This is a genomic window from Wolbachia endosymbiont (group B) of Dolichovespula media (assembly GCF_947179505.1).
In the GTDB taxonomy this organism is placed as follows: domain Bacteria; phylum Pseudomonadota; class Alphaproteobacteria; order Rickettsiales; family Anaplasmataceae; genus Wolbachia.
In genome coordinates, this window is sequence record NZ_CAMXBR010000003.1 from 298,283 (window position 1) to 323,341 (window position 25,059).

Annotated in this window: 18 protein-coding genes and 7 pseudogenes; 7 read left to right on the plus strand and 18 right to left on the minus strand. The window is 35.0% G+C overall.

Annotated features, from left to right (window positions below; all coding sequences use genetic code 11):
* Positions 1–38 precede the first annotated feature (38 nt).
* The 7 genes from OM967_RS03985 to OM967_RS04015 all read right to left on the minus strand — a co-directional run bounded on the left by OM967_RS03985 (position 39) and on the right by OM967_RS04015 (position 7,160).
* Positions 39–1,043: a major capsid protein gene (locus OM967_RS03985; RefSeq protein ID WP_164224824.1), complete on the minus strand. Its 1,005-nt coding sequence runs from the start codon at positions 1,041–1,043 to the stop codon at positions 39–41.
* Positions 1,044–1,086: 43 nt separating this feature from the next.
* Positions 1,087–1,458, minus strand: a complete 372-nt coding sequence (locus OM967_RS03990; protein WP_264337663.1) for a head decoration protein — start codon at positions 1,456–1,458, stop codon at positions 1,087–1,089.
* Positions 1,451–2,539 (minus strand): S49 family peptidase, encoded by a 1,089-nt coding sequence (locus OM967_RS03995; protein ID WP_264337664.1) that lies wholly within the window; start codon positions 2,537–2,539, stop codon positions 1,451–1,453. Before OM967_RS03995 ends, OM967_RS03990 begins: the two co-directional genes overlap by 8 nt.
* Positions 2,536–3,963, minus strand: a complete 1,428-nt coding sequence (locus OM967_RS04000) for a phage portal protein (RefSeq protein ID WP_264337665.1) — start codon at positions 3,961–3,963, stop codon at positions 2,536–2,538. The genes OM967_RS03995 and OM967_RS04000 overlap by 4 nt, the downstream gene beginning before the upstream one ends.
* On the minus strand, positions 3,963–4,187 hold the full coding sequence (locus tag OM967_RS04005; protein ID WP_187297528.1) for a gpW family head-tail joining protein: 225 nt from the start codon (positions 4,185–4,187) through the stop codon (positions 3,963–3,965). The genes OM967_RS04000 and OM967_RS04005 overlap by 1 nt, the downstream gene beginning before the upstream one ends.
* Positions 4,188–4,200: 13 nt before the next feature.
* Positions 4,201–5,544, minus strand: coding sequence for an IS110 family RNA-guided transposase (locus OM967_RS04010; protein ID WP_262986668.1), 1,344 nt, complete (start codon positions 5,542–5,544; stop codon positions 4,201–4,203).
* Positions 5,545–5,816: 272 nt separating this feature from the next.
* Positions 5,817–7,160: an IS110 family RNA-guided transposase gene (locus OM967_RS04015; RefSeq protein WP_262986668.1), complete on the minus strand. Its 1,344-nt coding sequence runs from the start codon at positions 7,158–7,160 to the stop codon at positions 5,817–5,819.
* 632 nt (positions 7,161–7,792) lie between these two features.
* Between OM967_RS04015 and OM967_RS04020 the strand changes: the two are divergent.
* Positions 7,793–8,024 (plus strand): annotated as a pseudogene (locus OM967_RS04020) (transposase); the annotation flags it as partial.
* Positions 8,025–8,189: 165 nt separating this feature from the next.
* Here OM967_RS04020 and OM967_RS04025 read toward each other — a convergent pair.
* A pseudogene (locus OM967_RS04025) lies at positions 8,190–8,387 on the minus strand (ComF family protein); the annotation flags it as partial.
* Positions 8,374–9,717: an IS110 family RNA-guided transposase gene (locus tag OM967_RS04030; protein ID WP_262986668.1), complete on the minus strand. Its 1,344-nt coding sequence runs from the start codon at positions 9,715–9,717 to the stop codon at positions 8,374–8,376. The gene OM967_RS04030 and the pseudogene OM967_RS04025, both read right to left, overlap by 14 nt.
* A 632-nt stretch (positions 9,718–10,349) precedes the next feature.
* Here OM967_RS04030 and OM967_RS04035 point away from each other — a divergent pair.
* Positions 10,350–10,581, plus strand: a pseudogene (locus tag OM967_RS04035) (transposase); the annotation flags it as partial.
* 165 nt (positions 10,582–10,746) lie between these two features.
* On the opposite strand, the pseudogene OM967_RS04040 reads toward OM967_RS04035, so the two are convergent.
* From OM967_RS04040 to OM967_RS04050, 3 genes and pseudogenes are all read right to left on the minus strand, one after another.
* Positions 10,747–10,944: pseudogene (locus OM967_RS04040) on the minus strand (ComF family protein); the annotation flags it as partial.
* Positions 10,931–12,274, minus strand: coding sequence for an IS110 family RNA-guided transposase (locus tag OM967_RS04045; protein WP_262986668.1), 1,344 nt, complete (start codon positions 12,272–12,274; stop codon positions 10,931–10,933). The pseudogene OM967_RS04040 and the gene OM967_RS04045, both read right to left, overlap by 14 nt.
* A 272-nt stretch (positions 12,275–12,546) precedes the next feature.
* On the minus strand, positions 12,547–13,890 hold the full coding sequence (locus OM967_RS04050) for an IS110 family RNA-guided transposase (protein ID WP_262986668.1): 1,344 nt from the start codon (positions 13,888–13,890) through the stop codon (positions 12,547–12,549).
* Positions 13,891–14,522: 632 nt separating this feature from the next.
* Between OM967_RS04050 and OM967_RS04055 the strand changes: the two are divergent.
* A pseudogene (locus OM967_RS04055) lies at positions 14,523–14,754 on the plus strand (transposase); the annotation flags it as partial.
* 165 nt (positions 14,755–14,919) lie between these two features.
* Here OM967_RS04055 and OM967_RS04060 read toward each other — a convergent pair.
* The 6 genes and pseudogenes from OM967_RS04060 to OM967_RS04085 all read right to left on the minus strand — a co-directional run.
* Positions 14,920–15,117: pseudogene (locus tag OM967_RS04060) on the minus strand (ComF family protein); the annotation flags it as partial.
* Complete coding sequence (locus tag OM967_RS04065; RefSeq protein ID WP_262986668.1) at positions 15,104–16,447, minus strand: IS110 family RNA-guided transposase; 1,344 nt, start codon at positions 16,445–16,447, stop codon at positions 15,104–15,106. The pseudogene OM967_RS04060 and the gene OM967_RS04065, both read right to left, overlap by 14 nt.
* Positions 16,448–16,691: 244 nt before the next feature.
* Positions 16,692–18,532: pseudogene (locus tag OM967_RS04070) on the minus strand (phage terminase large subunit family protein).
* Positions 18,529–20,007, minus strand: a complete 1,479-nt coding sequence (locus OM967_RS04075; protein WP_264337667.1) for an ankyrin repeat domain-containing protein — start codon at positions 20,005–20,007, stop codon at positions 18,529–18,531. Before OM967_RS04075 ends, OM967_RS04070 begins: the two are co-directional and overlap by 4 nt.
* Before the next feature lie 19 nt (positions 20,008–20,026).
* Positions 20,027–20,497, minus strand: a complete 471-nt coding sequence (locus OM967_RS04080; protein WP_264337668.1) for a hypothetical protein — start codon at positions 20,495–20,497, stop codon at positions 20,027–20,029.
* 135 nt (positions 20,498–20,632) lie between these two features.
* Positions 20,633–21,103 carry a Holliday junction resolvase gene (locus tag OM967_RS04085; RefSeq protein ID WP_264337669.1) on the minus strand — a complete coding sequence of 157 codons (471 nt, stop codon included), beginning with the start codon at positions 21,101–21,103 and terminating at the stop codon, positions 20,633–20,635.
* A gap of 874 nt (positions 21,104–21,977) precedes the next feature.
* Between OM967_RS04085 and OM967_RS04090 the strand changes: the two genes are divergently transcribed.
* Genes OM967_RS04090 through OM967_RS04105 form a run of 4 tightly spaced genes read left to right on the plus strand, consistent with a single transcriptional unit; the run spans position 21,978 to position 25,053 of the window.
* Complete coding sequence (locus OM967_RS04090; RefSeq protein ID WP_077188249.1) at positions 21,978–22,469, plus strand: RNA polymerase sigma factor; 492 nt, start codon at positions 21,978–21,980, stop codon at positions 22,467–22,469.
* A gap of 51 nt (positions 22,470–22,520) precedes the next feature.
* Complete coding sequence (locus OM967_RS04095) at positions 22,521–23,318, plus strand: ATP-binding protein (protein ID WP_264337670.1); 798 nt, start codon at positions 22,521–22,523, stop codon at positions 23,316–23,318.
* A gap of 23 nt (positions 23,319–23,341) precedes the next feature.
* Positions 23,342–23,830, plus strand: a complete 489-nt coding sequence (locus OM967_RS04100; protein ID WP_264337671.1) for a hypothetical protein — start codon at positions 23,342–23,344, stop codon at positions 23,828–23,830.
* Entirely contained in the window at positions 23,827–25,053 is a 1,227-nt protein-coding gene (locus OM967_RS04105; protein ID WP_077188246.1) for an AAA family ATPase, read from the plus strand. The genes OM967_RS04100 and OM967_RS04105 overlap by 4 nt, the downstream gene beginning before the upstream one ends.
* Positions 25,054–25,059: the final 6 nt, after the last annotated feature.

Consider the following 25,059-nt stretch of genomic DNA (forward strand, 5'->3'; position numbering starts at 1 on the left):
GCATTCTTCTGCCTCACACCGCTTTATATTTGCTCTACCTATGTTGCAACGATCTTGACTAGTATTGCTGGACGGTGGCACATTGGCAGAGGGTTTGACTGCGTATGCAAATCAGTCCCTCTATCAAATCTTCTTGGCTCTTGTTTTGCATAGAGTGGCTGTCCAAGAGTATTCACTGTTTCATTAAAATCTGCTGGTGCAAAATATGTTGTAAATGTGCTTGCTGTTCCTACTGGAAAACAGTGCCCCGTATCCCTTTCTATAAATCTTCTCACGGTTCCTTCAGGATCAGTTGCTTGTCCTCTATATTCCTCAAACGTTATTCCACAGAACGTAAATCCTGACCTCATATCATTTCTTAGCGCTGCTCCTTCTTGCCATCTCTCATATGCTTCTTTCACTTTAGCATGAGAAGTAAGTGCATCAAAAAACTCAGGGCTTACTAAAGCATGAATTCCTGTCATATATTCACCACTTAGATTATCTTCTATGTGCCTCAATACTTCCAGACACTTACGTTTTACATCAGTTATCGCTGCTCCCAGTGCAAAATTTACTACTTTTGGTGTTATTTCAAATTCGTTGTACAGATTTAACAATTCACTGCCATCTGCGTCCAGAATTATTCCTTTCAGCGCTCCCATACGCAAATGCTCCAACGTTATTGCATGTTTATTTCTCATTAGCTGCAAATGGTCAGTTATTACATCTGCCAGCGCTTTAAGTTCACTTTCTGATCCAAATGCTCTTATTCCCTGTACTTCTTCTGGTAACACTACATCATCATGCGGAATATGTGGAATCGTAAATGTTCTTACCTTTCTTTTTCCTCTTTTTCCTACTGTTGCTGGTGCTCCGGGTACTTGCGTTGGTAGTAAACTTAATACTCCATTTTGCTCTTCTATGGTAATATGTCTAAATCTTACTGACCTACTTGGAAATAAATTTAAATTTTCAACCCGTCCATAATTTATCGGCAATATATTCATCGCATTAGTTAGTGCCGTCATACTAAATGCTGTATTTGTAAATGGATTTTGCATTTTTTCTTTTCCCCCTTTGTGTTTTTTATTGTTTAATATAGCTTTAGACTGCTTTACGGATAATGATCCCTTGTGTTTCAAGTTGCTTTATTGCTGCATTTTTCTGCTCTTCAGTGATATTTGCTGGCCATACAACTGCATGATCTGCTAGCATTGCACCGCGAGCAATAATTACTCCTTTAGCATTTTCCTTTGCGTTTACATCACTTGAAATTACTCCTATTGCCGTTTGTGTGCCATCGGTTGCTGTTAGATTTAAGACCCTAATAAAACCATCTTCAGTCTTTTTAGCAACTACTGCACCAAGCTTGAGATTCTGTCCTTTGGCAACAGTTATTTGATCTCGTGAATATAAATTTGATGCTTCATATTTTAGAAGATCACCAAGGTTATTTTGTTCTGTTATACTACTCATTTTGCTTTTCTCCTTTTGTTATATATTTTAAATGCCTACGACTTTTCGCTACCTGCATCATCAACTCTTCTCCTGAATTCTGTGGTATTGTACTTATTATCTCTGTCTTCTTTGTTCTTTCTGCAAGTAATTCCATTAAAACTTCCCTTGCTTGCTCAACACTTACACTCTGCTCAATAAATTCTCCTATTTTCTCTGGCATCTTTGATATATTACATAAACGTATTAATTCAAGAACTTCAATACAATACTTAGTTAAATTATTAGTTTCTTCTTTTAGGTCAGTTATAGTTTGTTCGTTCATAGTAATACTCCTGTTTTTATTAATATATTTAAACTCTGAAAGAATTGTAATTCCATCTGCAAGACCTATTTCTACTGCTTTCTCGCCAAAATATAGCCCTGCTTCTGTTGATTTGATTGCCTCTACAGAAAGGTTTCTATTGCGTGCTATTAGCTCAACCAGCATTCCATATAAACGATTCACTTCGCTTTTTAGGTTTTCTAAACTCTCAGAAGTTATTGGCTCATGTGGATTTAAATCATTTTTTCTACTTCCTGCAAATACTGTCGTATATTTTATTCCCTGTTTTTCATCAAACCCACTTTGATCTATATGACTTGCTATTACTCCTATGCTTCCTACTCCTGAAGTTCTACTCACAAATACCTTTTCAGCGCTAGAAGCTATAGCGTACGCTGCAGAATATGCATCATCATTTGCTATCGCTATTATCCTCTTTTTTCCCCTTGCACTGTAAATAAAATCAGCAAGGTCAAACACTCCATTGACCTCTCCTCCAGGACTGTCTATATCCAACAGGATTGTTTCTATATCACTATCTTCTATTGCTTGTGTAATTTGTGCTTCTATTTGATTATAGGAAGTCATTCCAAAAATATCATCAAAAGTTTCTGACTTTTTTGTCAAGATTCCATGTATCGGTATTATTCCTCTTTCACTATTTCTTACTGCATGTTTTATATTTTTAAAGATAGGCTGCTTTCCTGTTTGTAGTGACAGTAATTCAAAACTCCTTGGTTCTACCATTACACATCTGTTTAGCCATTGTTGTTTCATATCACCTCTTGATTGGCCGTAACGTCAGAATCAAAACTTAAGCCCAGTTCACTTGCACGTCTTTGATCTTCAGCAATTTCCTGCTCAATTTCTTCTACATCGTAACCCATTTCTGATACTACTTCTGATCGACTCTTAAATCCATTTCTTACTGCCATTTGCTGTGCTTGCTGATCTTTTAGCGGATCGACCCAATCAAATCCCTGTGGTATCCATTTTACTTCTTTTTTTGCTCCTTCTTTTCCCTTTGTCCATTCTTCACCTATGTCTAGTTCTCCAGAAAGTAGTGCTAACTCTAACCATCTATCCCATACAGGACGGCAAAACTGAAATACCATTATGTTATGCTGTAACATTGTACATCTCCTACGAAACTCTATTAATCCTGCTCTGATTGATGAATAATTAACGCCACTTAGATCCCCAGTTAGTTGCTCATATGTTATTCCTGTACCTATTGCTATTGCTCTCAGCTGCTGTCTCATGAATGCTTCATAACTTCCTCCAACATCCGATGGTTCTGAAAATTTTATATCTTCTCCTGGGTCTAAAAGCTGCATTGTTCCAGGCTCTAAACCAGATAGTGCTACTCCTTGCTCATTACTTTCACCTTCTCCTAAAATATTTGCTTCTGGATCGAGTCTCGTAATAAATCCTGCAAACATCGCCGCTGTCTTTTTTCTCACTAGCTCTGCATCATCGTATTGATCAAGCTCATAGAGCTTTAGCAGTATATTAGAAAGCCATGGCTCTCCCCTAATTTGCCCAGGTCTTAGTGGTCTATAGATATGTAAAACATCGTTTGCTGGTACTCTTACTGATTCTCCAAACGTACTTTCACCAGGGTGTTCTTTAAATAGGTAGTATGCTTCCCTTTGCCCAAGTCTATTGAACTCAATCCCGTTTCTTATTACATTACCATTTGCTAAAGTTTGATTTGTTTTATTATCTAAGTGTTCAGATTCAAGCACTTGTAATTGCAACGGTACACACAGACCATCTCCAGGTTTTCTTGTTCTTAACCGTATGAAACATTCCCCGCCTTCTATCATGCTCCTACAAACCAGTGCTTGCAGTCCATAAAAATCATTTACTCCACTACTGTCTGCTTCATCTGTCCATCTCAGCCATAACTCTTGCACTCTTTTCCGAAACTCTGGATCTTTAGCTTTTGATTGCGGTTTTATTCCTGTTCCAATCGAGTTACTTACTATTGTATCAATGATATTTGCTGCATATGGATTTTTTCTTACCATATCACGAGAGCGGCTACGCAAGTGCTCAAGGCTTTGAGAGAGTAAATTATTTATGCTTCCCGTTTCTCCTTGCCAATACATTACCCTTCTTCCTGAGCCAGATGCATCCCAGGCTGAGCTTTTGATTTTTGGCTTGCTAAATAGTTGTTTGAATGATTTTAGTAACATTACAAAACTCCCTTGTTAGTAGCAAAAATAATTTTCCTCTTCGGCTTCATTCCAACAATCTTTAGTTCAGCCTTAATACGTTGTCTTAAGCTTAGTAAATCATTTATATCTACTTCTGCATATCTCACCACATGGTCACCATATGCAATTGATACCACTCGCTCTCCGTTTTGCAGCTTCTTTATCGCTTCTTCAATTTGAACTAAATACTCTTCGTTATACATTTACTACTTGCTTCTAAGAAACTTCCCCTATCAGCTCATCTTTTTTTATCAGGATATAACCAAATTCATTGGCTTTTTTACCCAGATTCTTTACTACTCTTTCCTTATATAACTTTTCATAATAATCCATTCCTTTTTCTACATATTCTTGTCCACATTTCAGCATTTGATAAAAAATACATGCTAATTTTCTTGCTGTAGCAGTTATTGCTTTTGGTGCTCCCAATCGATTTTTCAATCTTCTACAGTACGCACCTAATGCACTTTTACTGTGCAACATAGAATAACCAGCAAGTCGAAAAGCATTTGCAGCACGGTTAATTACTTTACGAGTTCCACTTCTAATCACTCTTTCTCCTGTAATCCTATTAAATGGACATAATCCCAACCAAGAAGTAAAATGTTTTTCTGATGGCCATTTATTAGCATTAAGACCAACTTCTGAGAGGATGGTCTGTATATTTGATGTATTAAGCCCTGGAACTTTGGTGAAATCCATGCCAGTTATTCGATACAATTCTTCGTGTGCAGCAAAGTTTGGTTTGTTTCCTGCAGACCTCTTTACTTTACTGCATTGCTTATTTTCATTTGATCTTGTTTCAAGTGTTTTATAATAGTTTTCCATACTTTTATCACATTCTTTTATTTGCTCTTGAAAAAAAGTATATGCTTCGTATTCTTGCTTTAATGTAAACAAATGCTCTTCTCTATAGTCACCTGTTAGTGCTTTTGCTATGGTTGATCTGTCATTTTTTATTCGTCTATCACTCAATTCAGCCAATCTATTAGAGTTTCTTTCACCCGCAATTATTGCTTTAATGATTCGCATACCAGTTACACCTGTAATATCACTAATAACCTTGTGTAATTGAATGTTCATTTGAATTAATGCTTTTTGCATACGTTGAGTGTGTACAGCTGCACTTTTTATCAGGTTGTCATGTTGTCTATTATAACCACGTAGTACACAAATTTGGTTATCAGGCCTAAATGATCCTTGAAGTAACCCATAGCTATGTAATTGCTGTAACCACTGGCAATCTTGAACGTCTGATTTTCTTCCAGGTACATTTTTTACATGTCGTGCATTTACCAGTTTAACTTCGAATCCATATGATTCAAGTATTTGAAACAAAGGAATCCAATATACTCCTGTTGATTCCATGGCTATCGTTCTAACTTCACACTTTTTCAACCACTTTGCTAGGTTATGAAGATCTACTGTAAAGCACCCAAATTTTTGAACGCGTTGTTTATCTCTCCCTTCTGGTACGCATGCATAATGTACAGATGAACCAATATCAATCCCTGCTGCATTAGGATTCACTACTTCTAATTTACTTTTTGCTTTTGCCATATAAAATCCCTTATATATACCTTATAATGAAGAAGTGCTTTAGCTTGGGGCGGTTATATTACACAATCTTCTAAACGAGGTAGCTAAGAAGCTCCATCAATGGTTTGACCGTCCCTTCCAAAATCATACTGATCCACGGGCATTTATTGCACCATTGCGAACTCGATTATAACTGCAGAAGCACTTCTTCATAAAATTATATCCAAAAATTACTGCAATGTGCATTAGGACGTTTCTTTCTGGTTTAACAGATTTTGTCTGTTCCGGTGCTTCTAAGAAACTTCCCCTATCAGCTCATCTTTTTTTATCAGGATATAACCAAATTCATTGGCTTTTTTACCCAGATTCTTTACTACTCTTTCCTTATATAACTTTTCATAATAATCCATTCCTTTTTCTACATATTCTTGTCCACATTTCAGCATTTGATAAAAAATACATGCTAATTTTCTTGCTGTAGCAGTTATTGCTTTTGGTGCTCCCAATCGATTTTTCAATCTTCTACAGTACGCACCTAATGCACTTTTACTGTGCAACATAGAATAACCAGCAAGTCGAAAAGCATTTGCAGCACGGTTAATTACTTTACGAGTTCCACTTCTAATCACTCTTTCTCCTGTAATCCTATTAAATGGACATAATCCCAACCAAGAAGTAAAATGTTTTTCTGATGGCCATTTATTAGCATTAAGACCAACTTCTGAGAGGATGGTCTGTATATTTGATGTATTAAGCCCTGGAACTTTGGTGAAATCCATGCCAGTTATTCGATACAATTCTTCGTGTGCAGCAAAGTTTGGTTTGTTTCCTGCAGACCTCTTTACTTTACTGCATTGCTTATTTTCATTTGATCTTGTTTCAAGTGTTTTATAATAGTTTTCCATACTTTTATCACATTCTTTTATTTGCTCTTGAAAAAAAGTATATGCTTCGTATTCTTGCTTTAATGTAAACAAATGCTCTTCTCTATAGTCACCTGTTAGTGCTTTTGCTATGGTTGATCTGTCATTTTTTATTCGTCTATCACTCAATTCAGCCAATCTATTAGAGTTTCTTTCACCCGCAATTATTGCTTTAATGATTCGCATACCAGTTACACCTGTAATATCACTAATAACCTTGTGTAATTGAATGTTCATTTGAATTAATGCTTTTTGCATACGTTGAGTGTGTACAGCTGCACTTTTTATCAGGTTGTCATGTTGTCTATTATAACCACGTAGTACACAAATTTGGTTATCAGGCCTAAATGATCCTTGAAGTAACCCATAGCTATGTAATTGCTGTAACCACTGGCAATCTTGAACGTCTGATTTTCTTCCAGGTACATTTTTTACATGTCGTGCATTTACCAGTTTAACTTCGAATCCATATGATTCAAGTATTTGAAACAAAGGAATCCAATATACTCCTGTTGATTCCATGGCTATCGTTCTAACTTCACACTTTTTCAACCACTTTGCTAGGTTATGAAGATCTACTGTAAAGCACCCAAATTTTTGAACGCGTTGTTTATCTCTCCCTTCTGGTACGCATGCATAATGTACAGATGAACCAATATCAATCCCTGCTGCATTAGGATTCACTACTTCTAATTTACTTTTTGCTTTTGCCATATAAAATCCCTTATATATACCTTATAATGAAGAAGTGCTTTAGCTTGGGGCGGTTATATTACACAATCTTCTAAACGAGGTAGCTAAAAAGCTCCATCAATGGTTTGACCGTCCCTTCCAAAATCATACTGATCCACGGGCATTTATTGCACCATTGCGAACTCGATTATAACTGCAGAAGCACTTCTTCATAAAATTATATCCAAAAATTACTGCAATGTGCATTAGGACGTTTCTTTCTGGTTTAACAGATTTTGTCTGTTCCGGTGCTGATCCATTTAATTGAAAGAAATATGTGATGTAACTATAGTCATTATAAACAACAATAGAAAAAACACGGAAGTAAAAAATTTATATTGATCTTATCATGTTTATTATTAGCATAATTATAAACATGGGAAAGCAAATACAAGTCAACTTATCTAAAAAAAATAGTGAGAGGGTCTTATCTGGCGCAAAATGGATGGCCAACCTTAGTGAAAATTATTTTGCATCATTGAATAATAACAGCATTAAACCAGCCAGCTCTATAAGAAAACTAATAGAGGCTTTTTTACTTGTTCCAATTATTATATCCACTGCTATTACACTAGCATGTACCTATTTTTTTCTGAATGCAGTGAGTATTCAAAAATATGATTGCAGCTTTGAATAAGGGAAAAATTATGGCGCCTATGATTTTTGAAGGCTATTGCGATACAGACGTTTTTAATAGCTAGTTCAAGCTTTATTGCTGGGTGATTTTGGATAATGCAACTTTTTATAGAAAATAAGTGAATTTGTTAAAAGTATCGGTGCTGAAGTTATATATCTGCCTCCATATTCTCCTGATTTTAATCAAACCATTGGTTTGCTATAAAAAATTGAGCCAGAAAGAATATCCAGCTATTCGAACTATTAGAAAAAGGGCTATAATTATAGGCTCAGTATACACTATAACTAGAATTTTTTTAAGAGAAATGATACAGAAGTTAGTACTAAGAAACTAAACAGTTTTCAAAAATGAAAATTATACCTTAAAGCTGATTTTCATACAGTTCTTGCAAGCGATAGCACTCTCACTTCTCTTGCACCAGAGTTTAAAATTTCCTGAGAGCAAGACCTTGCAGTTGCACCAGTTGTTACTACATCATCAACCAATATCACAATTTTGTTTTTGATAATTTCGCTGTTGCTTATTTTAAAAGCCTTTCTCAAATTTTTTTCACGCCTTCTAAGAAACTTCCCCTATCAGCTCATCTTTTTTTATCAGGATATAACCAAATTCATTGGCTTTTTTACCCAGATTCTTTACTACTCTTTCCTTATATAACTTTTCATAATAATCCATTCCTTTTTCTACATATTCTTGTCCACATTTCAGCATTTGATAAAAAATACATGCTAATTTTCTTGCTGTAGCAGTTATTGCTTTTGGTGCTCCCAATCGATTTTTCAATCTTCTACAGTACGCACCTAATGCACTTTTACTGTGCAACATAGAATAACCAGCAAGTCGAAAAGCATTTGCAGCACGGTTAATTACTTTACGAGTTCCACTTCTAATCACTCTTTCTCCTGTAATCCTATTAAATGGACATAATCCCAACCAAGAAGTAAAATGTTTTTCTGATGGCCATTTATTAGCATTAAGACCAACTTCTGAGAGGATGGTCTGTATATTTGATGTATTAAGCCCTGGAACTTTGGTGAAATCCATGCCAGTTATTCGATACAATTCTTCGTGTGCAGCAAAGTTTGGTTTGTTTCCTGCAGACCTCTTTACTTTACTGCATTGCTTATTTTCATTTGATCTTGTTTCAAGTGTTTTATAATAGTTTTCCATACTTTTATCACATTCTTTTATTTGCTCTTGAAAAAAAGTATATGCTTCGTATTCTTGCTTTAATGTAAACAAATGCTCTTCTCTATAGTCACCTGTTAGTGCTTTTGCTATGGTTGATCTGTCATTTTTTATTCGTCTATCACTCAATTCAGCCAATCTATTAGAGTTTCTTTCACCCGCAATTATTGCTTTAATGATTCGCATACCAGTTACACCTGTAATATCACTAATAACCTTGTGTAATTGAATGTTCATTTGAATTAATGCTTTTTGCATACGTTGAGTGTGTACAGCTGCACTTTTTATCAGGTTGTCATGTTGTCTATTATAACCACGTAGTACACAAATTTGGTTATCAGGCCTAAATGATCCTTGAAGTAACCCATAGCTATGTAATTGCTGTAACCACTGGCAATCTTGAACGTCTGATTTTCTTCCAGGTACATTTTTTACATGTCGTGCATTTACCAGTTTAACTTCGAATCCATATGATTCAAGTATTTGAAACAAAGGAATCCAATATACTCCTGTTGATTCCATGGCTATCGTTCTAACTTCACACTTTTTCAACCACTTTGCTAGGTTATGAAGATCTACTGTAAAGCACCCAAATTTTTGAACGCGTTGTTTATCTCTCCCTTCTGGTACGCATGCATAATGTACAGATGAACCAATATCAATCCCTGCTGCATTAGGATTCACTACTTCTAATTTACTTTTTGCTTTTGCCATATAAAATCCCTTATATATACCTTATAATGAAGAAGTGCTTTAGCTTGGGGCGGTTATATTACACAATCTTCTAAACGAGGTAGCTAAAAAGCTCCATCAATGGTTTGACCGTCCCTTCCAAAATCATACTGATCCACGGGCATTTATTGCACCATTGCGAACTCGATTATAACTGCAGAAGCACTTCTTCATAAAATTATATCCAAAAATTACTGCAATGTGCATTAGGACGTTTCTTTCTGGTTTAACAGATTTTGTCTGTTCCGGTGCTGATCCATTTAATTGAAAGAAATATGTGATGTAACTATAGTCATTATAAACAACAATAGAAAAAACACGGAAGTAAAAAATTTATATTGATCTTATCATGTTTATTATTAGCATAATTATAAACATGGGAAAGCAAATACAAGTCAACTTATCTAAAAAAAATAGTGAGAGGGTCTTATCTGGCGCAAAATGGATGGCCAACCTTAGTGAAAATTATTTTGCATCATTGAATAATAACAGCATTAAACCAGCCAGCTCTATAAGAAAACTAATAGAGGCTTTTTTACTTGTTCCAATTATTATATCCACTGCTATTACACTAGCATGTACCTATTTTTTTCTGAATGCAGTGAGTATTCAAAAATATGATTGCAGCTTTGAATAAGGGAAAAATTATGGCGCCTATGATTTTTGAAGGCTATTGCGATACAGACGTTTTTAATAGCTAGTTCAAGCTTTATTGCTGGGTGATTTTGGATAATGCAACTTTTTATAGAAAATAAGTGAATTTGTTAAAAGTATCGGTGCTGAAGTTATATATCTGCCTCCATATTCTCCTGATTTTAATCAAACCATTGGTTTGCTATAAAAAATTGAGCCAGAAAGAATATCCAGCTATTCGAACTATTAGAAAAAGGGCTATAATTATAGGCTCAGTATACACTATAACTAGAATTTTTTTAAGAGAAATGATACAGAAGTTAGTACTAAGAAACTAAACAGTTTTCAAAAATGAAAATTATACCTTAAAGCTGATTTTCATACAGTTCTTGCAAGCGATAGCACTCTCACTTCTCTTGCACCAGAGTTTAAAATTTCCTGAGAGCAAGACCTTGCAGTTGCACCAGTTGTTACTACATCATCAACCAATATCACAATTTTGTTTTTGATAATTTCGCTGTTGCTTATTTTAAAAGCCTTTCTCAAATTTTTTTCACGCCTTCTAAGAAACTTCCCCTATCAGCTCATCTTTTTTTATCAGGATATAACCAAATTCATTGGCTTTTTTACCCAGATTCTTTACTACTCTTTCCTTATATAACTTTTCATAATAATCCATTCCTTTTTCTACATATTCTTGTCCACATTTCAGCATTTGATAAAAAATACATGCTAATTTTCTTGCTGTAGCAGTTATTGCTTTTGGTGCTCCCAATCGATTTTTCAATCTTCTACAGTACGCACCTAATGCACTTTTACTGTGCAACATAGAATAACCAGCAAGTCGAAAAGCATTTGCAGCACGGTTAATTACTTTACGAGTTCCACTTCTAATCACTCTTTCTCCTGTAATCCTATTAAATGGACATAATCCCAACCAAGAAGTAAAATGTTTTTCTGATGGCCATTTATTAGCATTAAGACCAACTTCTGAGAGGATGGTCTGTATATTTGATGTATTAAGCCCTGGAACTTTGGTGAAATCCATGCCAGTTATTCGATACAATTCTTCGTGTGCAGCAAAGTTTGGTTTGTTTCCTGCAGACCTCTTTACTTTACTGCATTGCTTATTTTCATTTGATCTTGTTTCAAGTGTTTTATAATAGTTTTCCATACTTTTATCACATTCTTTTATTTGCTCTTGAAAAAAAGTATATGCTTCGTATTCTTGCTTTAATGTAAACAAATGCTCTTCTCTATAGTCACCTGTTAGTGCTTTTGCTATGGTTGATCTGTCATTTTTTATTCGTCTATCACTCAATTCAGCCAATCTATTAGAGTTTCTTTCACCCGCAATTATTGCTTTAATGATTCGCATACCAGTTACACCTGTAATATCACTAATAACCTTGTGTAATTGAATGTTCATTTGAATTAATGCTTTTTGCATACGTTGAGTGTGTACAGCTGCACTTTTTATCAGGTTGTCATGTTGTCTATTATAACCACGTAGTACACAAATTTGGTTATCAGGCCTAAATGATCCTTGAAGTAACCCATAGCTATGTAATTGCTGTAACCACTGGCAATCTTGAACGTCTGATTTTCTTCCAGGTACATTTTTTACATGTCGTGCATTTACCAGTTTAACTTCGAATCCATATGATTCAAGTATTTGAAACAAAGGAATCCAATATACTCCTGTTGATTCCATGGCTATCGTTCTAACTTCACACTTTTTCAACCACTTTGCTAGGTTATGAAGATCTACTGTAAAGCACCCAAATTTTTGAACGCGTTGTTTATCTCTCCCTTCTGGTACGCATGCATAATGTACAGATGAACCAATATCAATCCCTGCTGCATTAGGATTCACTACTTCTAATTTACTTTTTGCTTTTGCCATATAAAATCCCTTATATATACCTTATAATGAAGAAGTGCTTTAGCTTGGGGCGGTTATATTACACAATCTTCTAAACGAGGTAGCTAAGAAGCTCCATCAATGGTTTGACCGTCCCTTCCAAAATCATACTGATCCACGGGCATTTATTGCACCATTGCGAACTCGATTATAACTGCAGAAGCACTTCTTCATAAAATTATATCCAAAAATTACTGCAATGTGCATTAGGACGTTTCTTTCTGGTTTAACAGATTTTGTCTGTTCCGGTGCTTCTAAGAAACTTCCCCTATCAGCTCATCTTTTTTTATCAGGATATAACCAAATTCATTGGCTTTTTTACCCAGATTCTTTACTACTCTTTCCTTATATAACTTTTCATAATAATCCATTCCTTTTTCTACATATTCTTGTCCACATTTCAGCATTTGATAAAAAATACATGCTAATTTTCTTGCTGTAGCAGTTATTGCTTTTGGTGCTCCCAATCGATTTTTCAATCTTCTACAGTACGCACCTAATGCACTTTTACTGTGCAACATAGAATAACCAGCAAGTCGAAAAGCATTTGCAGCACGGTTAATTACTTTACGAGTTCCACTTCTAATCACTCTTTCTCCTGTAATCCTATTAAATGGACATAATCCCAACCAAGAAGTAAAATGTTTTTCTGATGGCCATTTATTAGCATTAAGACCAACTTCTGAGAGGATGGTCTGTATATTTGATGTATTAAGCCCTGGAACTTTGGTGAAATCCATGCCAGTTATTCGATACAATTCTTCGTGTGCAGCAAAGTTTGGTTTGTTTCCTGCAGACCTCTTTACTTTACTGCATTGCTTATTTTCATTTGATCTTGTTTCAAGTGTTTTATAATAGTTTTCCATACTTTTATCACATTCTTTTATTTGCTCTTGAAAAAAAGTATATGCTTCGTATTCTTGCTTTAATGTAAACAAATGCTCTTCTCTATAGTCACCTGTTAGTGCTTTTGCTATGGTTGATCTGTCATTTTTTATTCGTCTATCACTCAATTCAGCCAATCTATTAGAGTTTCTTTCACCCGCAATTATTGCTTTAATGATTCGCATACCAGTTACACCTGTAATATCACTAATAACCTTGTGTAATTGAATGTTCATTTGAATTAATGCTTTTTGCATACGTTGAGTGTGTACAGCTGCACTTTTTATCAGGTTGTCATGTTGTCTATTATAACCACGTAGTACACAAATTTGGTTATCAGGCCTAAATGATCCTTGAAGTAACCCATAGCTATGTAATTGCTGTAACCACTGGCAATCTTGAACGTCTGATTTTCTTCCAGGTACATTTTTTACATGTCGTGCATTTACCAGTTTAACTTCGAATCCATATGATTCAAGTATTTGAAACAAAGGAATCCAATATACTCCTGTTGATTCCATGGCTATCGTTCTAACTTCACACTTTTTCAACCACTTTGCTAGGTTATGAAGATCTACTGTAAAGCACCCAAATTTTTGAACGCGTTGTTTATCTCTCCCTTCTGGTACGCATGCATAATGTACAGATGAACCAATATCAATCCCTGCTGCATTAGGATTCACTACTTCTAATTTACTTTTTGCTTTTGCCATATAAAATCCCTTATATATACCTTATAATGAAGAAGTGCTTTAGCTTGGGGCGGTTATATTACACAATCTTCTAAACGAGGTAGCTAAAAAGCTCCATCAATGGTTTGACCGTCCCTTCCAAAATCATACTGATCCACGGGCATTTATTGCACCATTGCGAACTCGATTATAACTGCAGAAGCACTTCTTCATAAAATTATATCCAAAAATTACTGCAATGTGCATTAGGACGTTTCTTTCTGGTTTAACAGATTTTGTCTGTTCCGGTGCTGATCCATTTAATTGAAAGAAATATGTGATGTAACTATAGTCATTATAAACAACAATAGAAAAAACACGGAAGTAAAAAATTTATATTGATCTTATCATGTTTATTATTAGCATAATTATAAACATGGGAAAGCAAATACAAGTCAACTTATCTAAAAAAAATAGTGAGAGGGTCTTATCTGGCGCAAAATGGATGGCCAACCTTAGTGAAAATTATTTTGCATCATTGAATAATAACAGCATTAAACCAGCCAGCTCTATAAGAAAACTAATAGAGGCTTTTTTACTTGTTCCAATTATTATATCCACTGCTATTACACTAGCATGTACCTATTTTTTTCTGAATGCAGTGAGTATTCAAAAATATGATTGCAGCTTTGAATAAGGGAAAAATTATGGCGCCTATGATTTTTGAAGGCTATTGCGATACAGACGTTTTTAATAGCTAGTTCAAGCTTTATTGCTGGGTGATTTTGGATAATGCAACTTTTTATAGAAAATAAGTGAATTTGTTAAAAGTATCGGTGCTGAAGTTATATATCTGCCTCCATATTCTCCTGATTTTAATCAAACCATTGGTTTGCTATAAAAAATTGAGCCAGAAAGAATATCCAGCTATTCGAACTATTAGAAAAAGGGCTATAATTATAGGCTCAGTATACACTATAACTAGAATTTTTTTAAGAGAAATGATACAGAAGTTAGTACTAAGAAACTAAACAGTTTTCAAAAATGAAAATTATACCTTAAAGCTGATTTTCATACAGTTCTTGCAAGCGATAGCACTCTCACTTCTCTTGCACCAGAGTTTAAAATTTCCTGAGAGCAAGACCTTGCAGTTGCACCAGTTGTTACTACATCATCAACCAATATCACAATTTTGTTTTTGATAATTTCGCTGTTGCTTATTTTAAAAGCCTTTCTCAAATTTTTTTCACGCCTTCTAAGAAACTTCCCCTATCAGCTCATCTTTTTTTATCAGGATATAACCAAATTCATTGGCTTTTTTACCCAGATTCTTTACTACTCTTTCCTTATATAACTTTTCATAATAATCCATTCCTTTTTCTACATATTCTTGTCCACATTTCAGCATTTGATAAAAAATACATGCTAATTTTCTTGCTGTAGCAGTTATTGCTTTTGGTGCTCCCAATCGATTTTTCAATCTTCTACAGTACGCACCTAATGCACTTTTACTGTGCAACATAGAATAACCAGCAAGTCGAAAAGCATTTGCAGCACGGTTAATTACTTTACGAGTTCCACTTCTAATCACTCTTTCTCCTGTAATCCTATTAAATGGACATAATCCCAACCAAGAAGTAAAATGTTTTTCTGATGGCCATTTATTAGCATTAAGACCAACTTCTGAGAGGATGGTCTGTATATTTGATGTATTAAGCCCTGGAACTTTGGTGAAATCCATGCCAGTTATTCGATACAATTCTTCGTGTGCAGCAAAGTTTGGTTTGTTTCCTGCAGACCTCTTTACTTTACTGCATTGCTTATTTTCATTTGATCTTGTTTCAAGTGTTTTATAATAGTTTTCCATACTTTTATCACATTCTTTTATTTGCTCTTGAAAAAAAGTATATGCTTCGTATTCTTGCTTTAATGTAAACAAATGCTCTTCTCTATAGTCACCTGTTAGTGCTTTTGCTATGGTTGATCTGTCATTTTTTATTCGTCTATCACTCAATTCAGCCAATCTATTAGAGTTTCTTTCACCCGCAATTATTGCTTTAATGATTCGCATACCAGTTACACCTGTAATATCACTAATAACCTTGTGTAATTGAATGTTCATTTGAATTAATGCTTTTTGCATACGTTGAGTGTGTACAGCTGCACTTTTTATCAGGTTGTCATGTTGTCTATTATAACCACGTAGTACACAAATTTGGTTATCAGGCCTAAATGATCCTTGAAGTAACCCATAGCTATGTAATTGCTGTAACCACTGGCAATCTTGAACGTCTGATTTTCTTCCAGGTACATTTTTTACATGTCGTGCATTTACCAGTTTAACTTCGAATCCATATGATTCAAGTATTTGAAACAAAGGAATCCAATATACTCCTGTTGATTCCATGGCTATCGTTCTAACTTCACACTTTTTCAACCACTTTGCTAGGTTATGAAGATCTACTGTAAAGCACCCAAATTTTTGAACGCGTTGTTTATCTCTCCCTTCTGGTACGCATGCATAATGTACAGATGAACCAATATCAATCCCTGCTGCATTAGGATTCACTACTTCTAATTTACTTTTTGCTTTTGCCATATAAAATCCCTTATATATACCTTATAATGAAGAAGTGCTTTAGCTTGGGGCGGTTATATTACACAATCTTCTAAACGAGGTAGCTAAGAAGCTCCATCAATGGTTTGACCGTCCCTTCCAAAATCATACTGATCCACGGGCATTTATTGCACCATTGCGAACTCGATTATAACTGCAGAAGCACTTCTTCATAAAATTATATCCAAAAATTACTGCAATGTGCATTAGGACGTTTCTTTCTGGTTTAACAGATTTTGTCTGTTCCGGTGCTGATCCACTTACTTTTCACTATTTTCTTTGATTTTTTACTTTCTGGTTTTTCACTTAAACTATTCCATTTATTTTCTTGCCACCTATCAATTCCAAGCGCAATAGATGCAGCTCTCGCATAAATTCGGCAATCTAGCACTTCATTTCTTTCTCTTACCTTTTGCCACTCCTGTTTGGTGTATCCCTTTACTACCTTGCTGACTAACTGCTCTGCCGTTAGCTGCTTAAAATACTCAGGTGCATACTCGGGAAAATGACAATACCCTGCTGGCACTTTCTCTTCTTCTTTTAAAACATTAAGTAATTGAAAAAGTTCTGACTTTAATATTGATACTCCTACTGGCCAGAGCTTTATTCCTCTTTTCAGCTTTTGCCCACCAACTGTTATATCTACTCTGCTTGGACTGCTAAGTGGTACTAGAGCTTTATTTACACCTTTGACTGCCATTACTCTTCCACAGCCTTGATGACCTCTTATCCAATTGTATACTTCTTGCGTTGCATATCCAGCATCTACTGCCATCATACTTATCATATATTCAAGCCCATTTTCACCGATAAAATGATGATTTAACAGCTCTGAAAGCTTTTTCCATACTTCTCCACTTCCTGTATCTCCTTCAAATACTCGGTAGTCTATTGACCAATTTTCTCTGCCTTTTCCCCAGGCTACAACTTCTACTTCCAAGCGATCTTTTTGAACATCTACTCCTGCTGTGAGAACTACTTCGCCTTTTGGTACTGTGCCAATCTGAAAAAATTCTCTCCTGTTAAATAATTGCTTCCAGTCCGGTACTTCTCCTTTATCTACCCAGGTTTCTCCAAGCGTGGTATTTATCCAAACTTTCAGTAATTGTTCACTTTCCTTTGCATGGAGAAAGTCCTCTACTGCTTGTTGCCAACTATACCAGCCAACTGGACTATAAAGACTTGAAAGATGAAATCCTTTTTTCTCACCTTCTTTTGCCTCTGTAGCTCTCCATTCTCCACGTTCTAGCATCTCTGTCTTTTGATGATTTTCTATTTTGCCGCTACATTCAGTGCAGACATAATGTGCTGTTCTTGAGTCGTTATTTTCCCATTTTATTTGTGACCATTTTAGAACTTGATAGTAATTACAATGCGGACATGGTACAAAAAATATCTCTTATCTGTTGCTTCAAACTCCTTCTCAATTCTGCTTATTCCATGAATCGTTGGTGTTGATACTAAAAAAATCTTTCGACGTGCAAATGTATTAGTTCGAGCAATACTGAGCAGTACTGGATCACCTTCTCCTCCTGAATCTCCTGGATAGGCATCTATTTCATCAAGAAAGAGATATTTTACTGGCATGGATCTAAGTCCTACACTGCTATTCGCTCCAGTTATTACTACTATTCCACCTGGAAACTCCTTACTTTGTACAGTATTGCCTGAGTCTCTTGATCTTGGGTCTTTTACTTTACTCTTTAAACATGGTGTACTCTCTATCAACGGTGCAAATCTTCCCTTCGACCAACGTTTTCCCATTTCGACTGTTGGCTGTACTACTAGCATTGGTCCTGGTGTTTGATCGATGATATAGCCAATCCAATTGTTGCCAGCTTCTGTTCCCCCAATCTGCGCTCCTTTCATGAATACTACTTTCTCCGCTGACGAAGATGGAGATAGTGAATCCATTATTTCTTTTAAATAAGGAGTTCTTTCTGTTCTCCATTTACCTGGCTCTGATGCTGCAGTTGGCGCTAAAACTCGATACTCATTCGCCCACTCTGATACTTTAAGCTCTGGATCTGGTCTTAAACCTTCAGAAAAAGCTCTAGCGTATATCATTGTCTGCATCTACTCATAATTGGTTCTATCTCAATATTGTTAACAGTAGAGTTTATTCCTCCACACTCCTCCAATTCCATAAACATCTTTTTCTGAAATTCGTTTTCTATATATCTTTTGCTCATCTCACTTATCATTAGTGCTATAATAAGCGCAAATATCCCTGTTATTGTTGCAAAAATGATTGCACTGCTTATTGTTGTTGCTGTTAACCCTATACATACCGCTATTGCTACTGCACTTACTGAGGTAAAAACACAGATCACATTGTTGTATTTTCTTACTTTTGCATCTCTATGTTCTATACACCTATAATAAACTGGTACAGACTTGCCTATCTCGTCTGGTAATTTGATGCTCTTTTCTTTAAATAAAGTTTTTAGCAACTCTAAATTATTTGACTTGATTGCTAAGTGCAGAACAGGTGTATAATTTGCTCCTTTTGTCAGCAATAACTTTACTACATGTAAATGCCTTTTTTCTGCAGCAAGGTAAATCGGTGATAGACCTTTATTATTTGAAATATCAATATCAATTTCTTCTTTTAAGATAGACTCTACAATCTCAATTTCTCCTCTTTGTGCAGCTAAATGGAGTAGACTATTCTTTTCAGAACCGTATTTATTACTCATCAAAGCCTTCTTTATCTCAGGTTTAGCGTAATCAAATGGTGTCTTGCCGCTATCGTCTTTTACCAGAGGGTCTATATCTTCTCGTGTTAGTAAAACCTCTATTGTTTTAAGTCTTTCAGCGTAATGTAGTGGCGTTTTATTTTCGTAATCTTGTAAATTGACTTGAGCATTAGGCTCCCTTATTAAGCATTTGAGAATATCAAGACATAAGTCTCTTTCATCGTAATTAGTATTACTTACAGCTATATGAACAGGCGACAATTTCATTGAGTTTTGTCCCATACGTGCACTATTTACATCTGCTCCAAGTTTCAGCAGTAACTTTACTATCTCTAACTTTTTATTATTAACTGCATAGTGCATTGGTGTCTGATTTCGCGCATCAAAGACATCTATTTCAGCTTTTCCTTCTCTTATCAAAATCTTTACAACTTCTGCATGTCCTATTCCTGCTGCTAGATGTAATGGCGTATGATGCAGAGCATTTCGTACATTAACGTCAATACCTTTTCCTATCAAATATCTGACTACATTAACTTCACCTATCATTGCAGCTAAATGAAGTAAACTATCTTGTTCTGACCCGTATTTGTTACTAATTAACGCTTTCAATATTTCTGCTTTTTTCTCTTCTTTGGCGTAATCAAGAGATGTTTTACCTTCATTATCTTCCACAAAAGGATTAATGTTCTTCTTCGTGAGTAACAAATCCACCATACTTAATTCATCAAACTCTATAGCGCAATGTAGTGGGGTTTTTCCGTTTAATCCTCTAACATTTACATCTAATCCAGGTTGATTAATGAGACACTTTATTAACTCTAAACTTAAGTTATCAGCCATTTTATATTCAAAATCTTTCTTATATTTGAAATTTAGTATTAGATAATTCTTGTAATGAGTTTGTAATCTCTTCAGTTAGCACCATATGAATCTTTTCAGTGTCACTCAGTGATGCAAGCAATGCTGAAACTCTATTTGAAATATTAAGCAAATTATTACGGACAACTCTTGCTACGTTAAATGCTTCAGTTTTTACCTCTTCAATTGACACAAATTTGCCTATTTCAGCTTTCACTTTAGCTTCCAAAAGTTTACCACGTTCGGTTTCATTTTTTATTCGCGTTTTTAGCAATATCGTTGAAAGTGTTTCTCCGCGCTCTTTTCTCCTAAGTGGTTGACTTGGATCTCTTATTGCTGCTACCGCTTCATTTGCTTGTTCTCGGTCAATAAGTCCATCTTCCAGCTCAACTATTCCTTTTTTTACTAAAGAACAGACATATTGCCTCGAAAACCCTTTTTCCCTTGCCCATTCTGCTTGCGTAATTCTCACCTTTTTTTTCTCCTTATTTTAGCACTGCTCAGCTATAATTTCGTAAGTAGTTAACATTTGAAATATGTCTAACGCTAAAGAAGGCACGAGGTCAGGACCACCAAACCCTCCAGCTTGGCCAAAAGGACTCACTTTTTATGATATTTCCAACGTATTAAAATCTTTACTAAAATTCATAACATAGAACATTAATGCTAAAGAATCTGCTTCATTATCATCTGTTGGACAAAAACCCTTTTCCTGCACTGCTTCAATTACATCAGCTTTACTTGCATTGCCCTTGCCAGTTATAAAACGTTTAATAGTCTTAACCGAAACACCTTGATAGGGAATATTACTTTCTTCACACCAAGCAGAAAGGTGTGCTAAAAACCCTCCATAGATATGTGCAGCATCAGTTCCCAAGTGTCTTCTCACTTCTTCAAAGTATACAACTTCAATGCCTGGAAATTTATACTTAAGTGAATTAAACCAATTACGAAAATTTAAAAACTGCATTCCACCACCACTAAACCTGCTAACATGAAAACTCTTACTTCCACTTTGCACTATTCCATCATTTAAAATAGTCCAGCCGGTTTGTTTGCCAAGATCTAGGGTGAGCATTTCCTTTCAATTGCCGAGTACATATATATACAAGATTTGAAAAAATTACGTCCAAAAAATCTTTAATTTTCGAAATTTAACAACTAACATAAAAACTCTTTTACAGCCAGTTTGTTTACCAAGCCTTTCAATTGTTGTGTACATATATATACAAGATTTGAAAAATTTTCGTCCAAAAAATCTTCAAATTTTTAGGAATTTTTTTTTATAATTCTTGAATTTGAAGACCTTTCAAACGGGTTTCTCTACTTTTAGAGGTTTTTATTATTCTACTCTTATATTTTATATGTTTTTATATATGTGTATATTTTTATATATGTATTATATATATATATTATATATAAGGGTTTCAGGAAGCTAGAATCCTCCATATTGGCGGACTTCAGATATGCCGTTCCTAGGAACGGTTTTAGGAACGCATGGTGAAAACCCGCCATACAGGCTAATTCTAGATTCCTGCTTCCTAATTCCTGATTTAGGAAGCCAGTAATTAGGAACGGAACTTAAGGTTATAGAGAGCATACTTTTCAACTATTTTCCTCTTAAAAATTTAAGCTATTCTTTTAATAGCGAAATCCACATTTTTAGCTCTTTAGGTGATATTGAATTTCAAAATATGAAATTCTTATATGTTTTTAATATAACTTTAGGAAGCCTGAGCTACCCATTCTTAAAAATATTGAAATCCATTCAAAATAGGTTCCAAAAACCTGAACTGTATTATTTTAAATTGCATCAGTATTATTCTCAAAAAAAAACAATAGAATATCAATAGATTAAAAATTGCATCAATATTATTTATTTTTGCTCCTGTCCTACATAAGGGCATTAATAACTTCCATCCTTAAAGCATTAATTTGTTTTAGGGAAAACCATGAAATTAAAAAATATAGCTATAATTGTTAAAAACGTAAAATACCAAGCCTATAGACTAAAACTTGCTAAGTGCTTTATTGATGAGAATAACGAAGACCTTGAGCAAGAACTCTTCTGTGAAATTTGGCCATGCCTTGATCAGTATGATGAAGATAAAAGTAGCTTTAACACCTTTGTAGCAAGATTAACTGAAAATAAAGCTATTAACCTGTTAAAGAAACAGCGATGTGCAAAACGCGATATCAATAACTATATTAGTATCGATGTAACAGAGCTACTTGAGGGTGAAATAACAAAACGCATTGATGTAGACTATATGATCTCGGTTTTACCAAAGGAATGGCAAAATATATGTGAGCAACTTAAATTTTTTAACTTACATGAAGTTGCCAAAATGAACAACGTTTCAAGAACCACTTTAAACAATATTATCAAGAAGATACGTGCCAAACTTTCTCCTATTTACTACGAAGGCAAAAAGAAAAATTGAACAAAATTTTTGCCTTTCTTGTATATATATACATCGTAGCATGGATAAATAATGGTTCTTAAAATTTTGAATAATAATGAAAGATTGCAAACAATATCAACTGTAAAAATGGTCATCTTTGGTCCTTATGGTATTGGTAAAACAAGTCTCCTAAAGACCGTAGATGAACCAACACTTTGCCTTGATTTTGAAGCAGGGCTTCTTGCTGTTCAAGATTGGCAAGGAGATTCAATTAGTCTTCGCACTTGGAATGAAGCTAGAGATATTGCTTGTCTTATAGGGGGGCCTAATCCTGCGCTGAAGTATGATCAAGCATATAGCCAAAGACACCATGAACATGTATCTGGTAAGTACAAAGATCTTTTCCCTGAGTTTTCTAAATACCGATGCATCTTTGTAGATAGTATAACCGTTGCTTCACGTTTATGTCTATTATGGGCAAAAATGCAACCTGAGGCTTTTTCTGAGAGATCGGGAAAACAGGACATGAGAGCTGCATATGGATTACTTGCTCAGGAAATGATGGCTTGGCTCAACCAGTTTCAGCATATTAGAGATAAGGACATCACTATAGTTGGCACTTTAGGTCAATATCTCGATGACTGCAATCGTCCAACTTGGCTACCTCAATGCGAAGGGGCTAAAACTGCTAGTGAAATTCCTGGAATAGTTGACGAAGTAATCAGTATGGTTGGAATCAAGAAAGATGATGGAACGGAGAAGCGCTCTTTTGTTTGCCACACTTTAAACCCTTGGGGATACCCAGCTAAGGATCGTAGTGGACGTCTGAGTATGGTTGAAGAACCACACTTAGGTAAGCTGCTTACAAAGATTAAAAGCAAGTTTTAAAATTTAAACATGGAGAGTGATATATGTTACAAAACCTATTAACTGATTTTAACACTGTAAAACCGCAAAGTAGACTAATACCTAAAGGTACAATAGTAAAGGTAAAAATGACAATCAAGCCTGGAGGTTATGAGCATTGGTTTACTAAAAGCCCCACTACCGGTAGCATTTATTTAAATACAGAATTTACCGTTATTGAAGGTCTATATGAAAAGCATAAGATTTACCAAATAATTGGTATTAAAAGTAGTAAAGCAGAAGATACTTGGGGAGAAATGGGTCGCTCTATGCTTCGCAGTATCTTGGAATCAGCACGTGACATTCATCCACATGATAACTCAGAAAGTGCAATCCTTGCTCGTAAGCTAAATTCAATTGCAGAATTAAATGGCTTAGAGTTTACAGTAAAGGTAGGTGTTATAACTGATGAATATGGAGAGAAGAACAAAATTGCCTCGGTAGTTACTCCAGAATACCGCAAAAATTATGAAATTGACAGAGTACCATTTTGAAGTACGACGAGGAAAAGCTTTGGTCTGCTGTCGTTACTAGAGGTATTCAGGACGCAGTAGGAAAAAACCCAAAGCTAAGAGAAGAAGCAATTAATTGGCTGAATTCAAAATCTTTTGAAACTGTTTGTGAGCTAGCTAATCTCAACTTTACACGTATGAAAAATATGTATGGGAATTTTATGTCTAAAAAGCAAAAAGAGTTAAAGATGTTATTGATTGATAATATCAAGGAGTGTGTTTCTTACCTACTTCCAAATGGTGAGTTTTACCGAGAAAAAACTTATATTGGAGACTTAAATGGAAATACAATTACAGTTAAAATAGTAGGTAAGGAAGCTGGTGATTGGCGTAATTTTACTGAAGGAACTGGTGGTGATATTATTGATCTTTGGATTTTAATTAAGGGTGATATATATTCTGCTAGAAAGTGGCTCAATAAAAAATCAAAGAGTGGAGAAAAAAAAGGGCGGAAAAGAGAAGAAAAAATATTTTCTGTAAAGCAGTACTTAAGTGATCAATCACCAATACCAGAAGATATAATAGCTCCACGAATTCTCACTCCAGGTGGTCTTTTAGTCATTGGTGGTACGCCAAAGGTTGGCAAAAGTTATTTTCTTCTCTCTTTGCTTGCACATCTTGCAGCAGGAGTGTCGTTTCTTAAGATGAAGTCAGCAAGGCCACTAAAAATAATCTATCTGCAAAATGAGATGGAGTACAATTACATCAGAGAACGCATACAACAAATCATAACTAATCAAAGGCTGCCAAATCTAGCAGAGGAAAACTTGATTGTTACTACAAAGATGAGATTAACTTTAAATGATGAAGGTATAGAGAGAATAAAAGATATAATAGGAGAAAAATTTAAAACGATAGATCTTATCGTTTTGGATTCTCTTGACTATGAAAATATGTTTTCTGGCCTGCAAAGCAGAGTAGAAAAACTACGTTCTGTAATTAATCCTATGGCTGGAATCATTATTACACGTCATACCAGAAAAGTATCCACAGCTACACTCGCAAAAAGTCCTTTTCAAGCTTTAATTGGTGCTAATGCTTTAAGAAGTTTTTATACATCTGGTATGGTAATGTTTCAACCAAATAAACGTGCAAATGTCTTGCAAGTAGTATATGAGCTAAGAAACGGTAAATCAATACCAGCAAAATTCATTAGCAGAGTAAATGGGCGTTGGCAGAACTCTAAAGTTATAGCTACGGCTTAATTTATC

Bases quoted from the DNA above. Each gene is read 5' to 3' on its own strand.
- OM967_RS04095 (WP_264337670.1), top strand. From the start codon at position 22,521: ATGGTTCTTAAAATTTTGAATAATAATGAAAGATTGCAAACAATATCA.
- OM967_RS04000 (WP_264337665.1), bottom strand. From the start codon at position 3,963: ATGTTACTAAAATCATTCAAACAACTATTTAGCAAGCCAAAAATCAAA.
- OM967_RS04090 (WP_077188249.1), top strand. From the start codon at position 21,978: ATGAAATTAAAAAATATAGCTATAATTGTTAAAAACGTAAAATACCAA.
- OM967_RS04085 (WP_264337669.1), bottom strand. From the start codon at position 21,103: ATGCTCACCCTAGATCTTGGCAAACAAACCGGCTGGACTATTTTAAAT.
- OM967_RS03995 (WP_264337664.1), bottom strand. From the start codon at position 2,539: ATGAAACAACAATGGCTAAACAGATGTGTAATGGTAGAACCAAGGAGT.
- OM967_RS04065 (WP_262986668.1), bottom strand. From the start codon at position 16,447: ATGGCAAAAGCAAAAAGTAAATTAGAAGTAGTGAATCCTAATGCAGCA.
- OM967_RS04050 (WP_262986668.1), bottom strand. From the start codon at position 13,890: ATGGCAAAAGCAAAAAGTAAATTAGAAGTAGTGAATCCTAATGCAGCA.
- OM967_RS04075 (WP_264337667.1), bottom strand. From the start codon at position 20,007: ATGGCTGATAACTTAAGTTTAGAGTTAATAAAGTGTCTCATTAATCAA.
- OM967_RS03985 (WP_164224824.1), bottom strand. From the start codon at position 1,043: ATGCAAAATCCATTTACAAATACAGCATTTAGTATGACGGCACTAACT.
- OM967_RS04045 (WP_262986668.1), bottom strand. From the start codon at position 12,274: ATGGCAAAAGCAAAAAGTAAATTAGAAGTAGTGAATCCTAATGCAGCA.
- OM967_RS04005 (WP_187297528.1), bottom strand. From the start codon at position 4,187: ATGTATAACGAAGAGTATTTAGTTCAAATTGAAGAAGCGATAAAGAAG.
- OM967_RS03990 (WP_264337663.1), bottom strand. From the start codon at position 1,458: ATGAGTAGTATAACAGAACAAAATAACCTTGGTGATCTTCTAAAATAT.
- OM967_RS04010 (WP_262986668.1), bottom strand. From the start codon at position 5,544: ATGGCAAAAGCAAAAAGTAAATTAGAAGTAGTGAATCCTAATGCAGCA.
- OM967_RS04030 (WP_262986668.1), bottom strand. From the start codon at position 9,717: ATGGCAAAAGCAAAAAGTAAATTAGAAGTAGTGAATCCTAATGCAGCA.
- OM967_RS04015 (WP_262986668.1), bottom strand. From the start codon at position 7,160: ATGGCAAAAGCAAAAAGTAAATTAGAAGTAGTGAATCCTAATGCAGCA.
- OM967_RS04100 (WP_264337671.1), top strand. From the start codon at position 23,342: ATGTTACAAAACCTATTAACTGATTTTAACACTGTAAAACCGCAAAGT.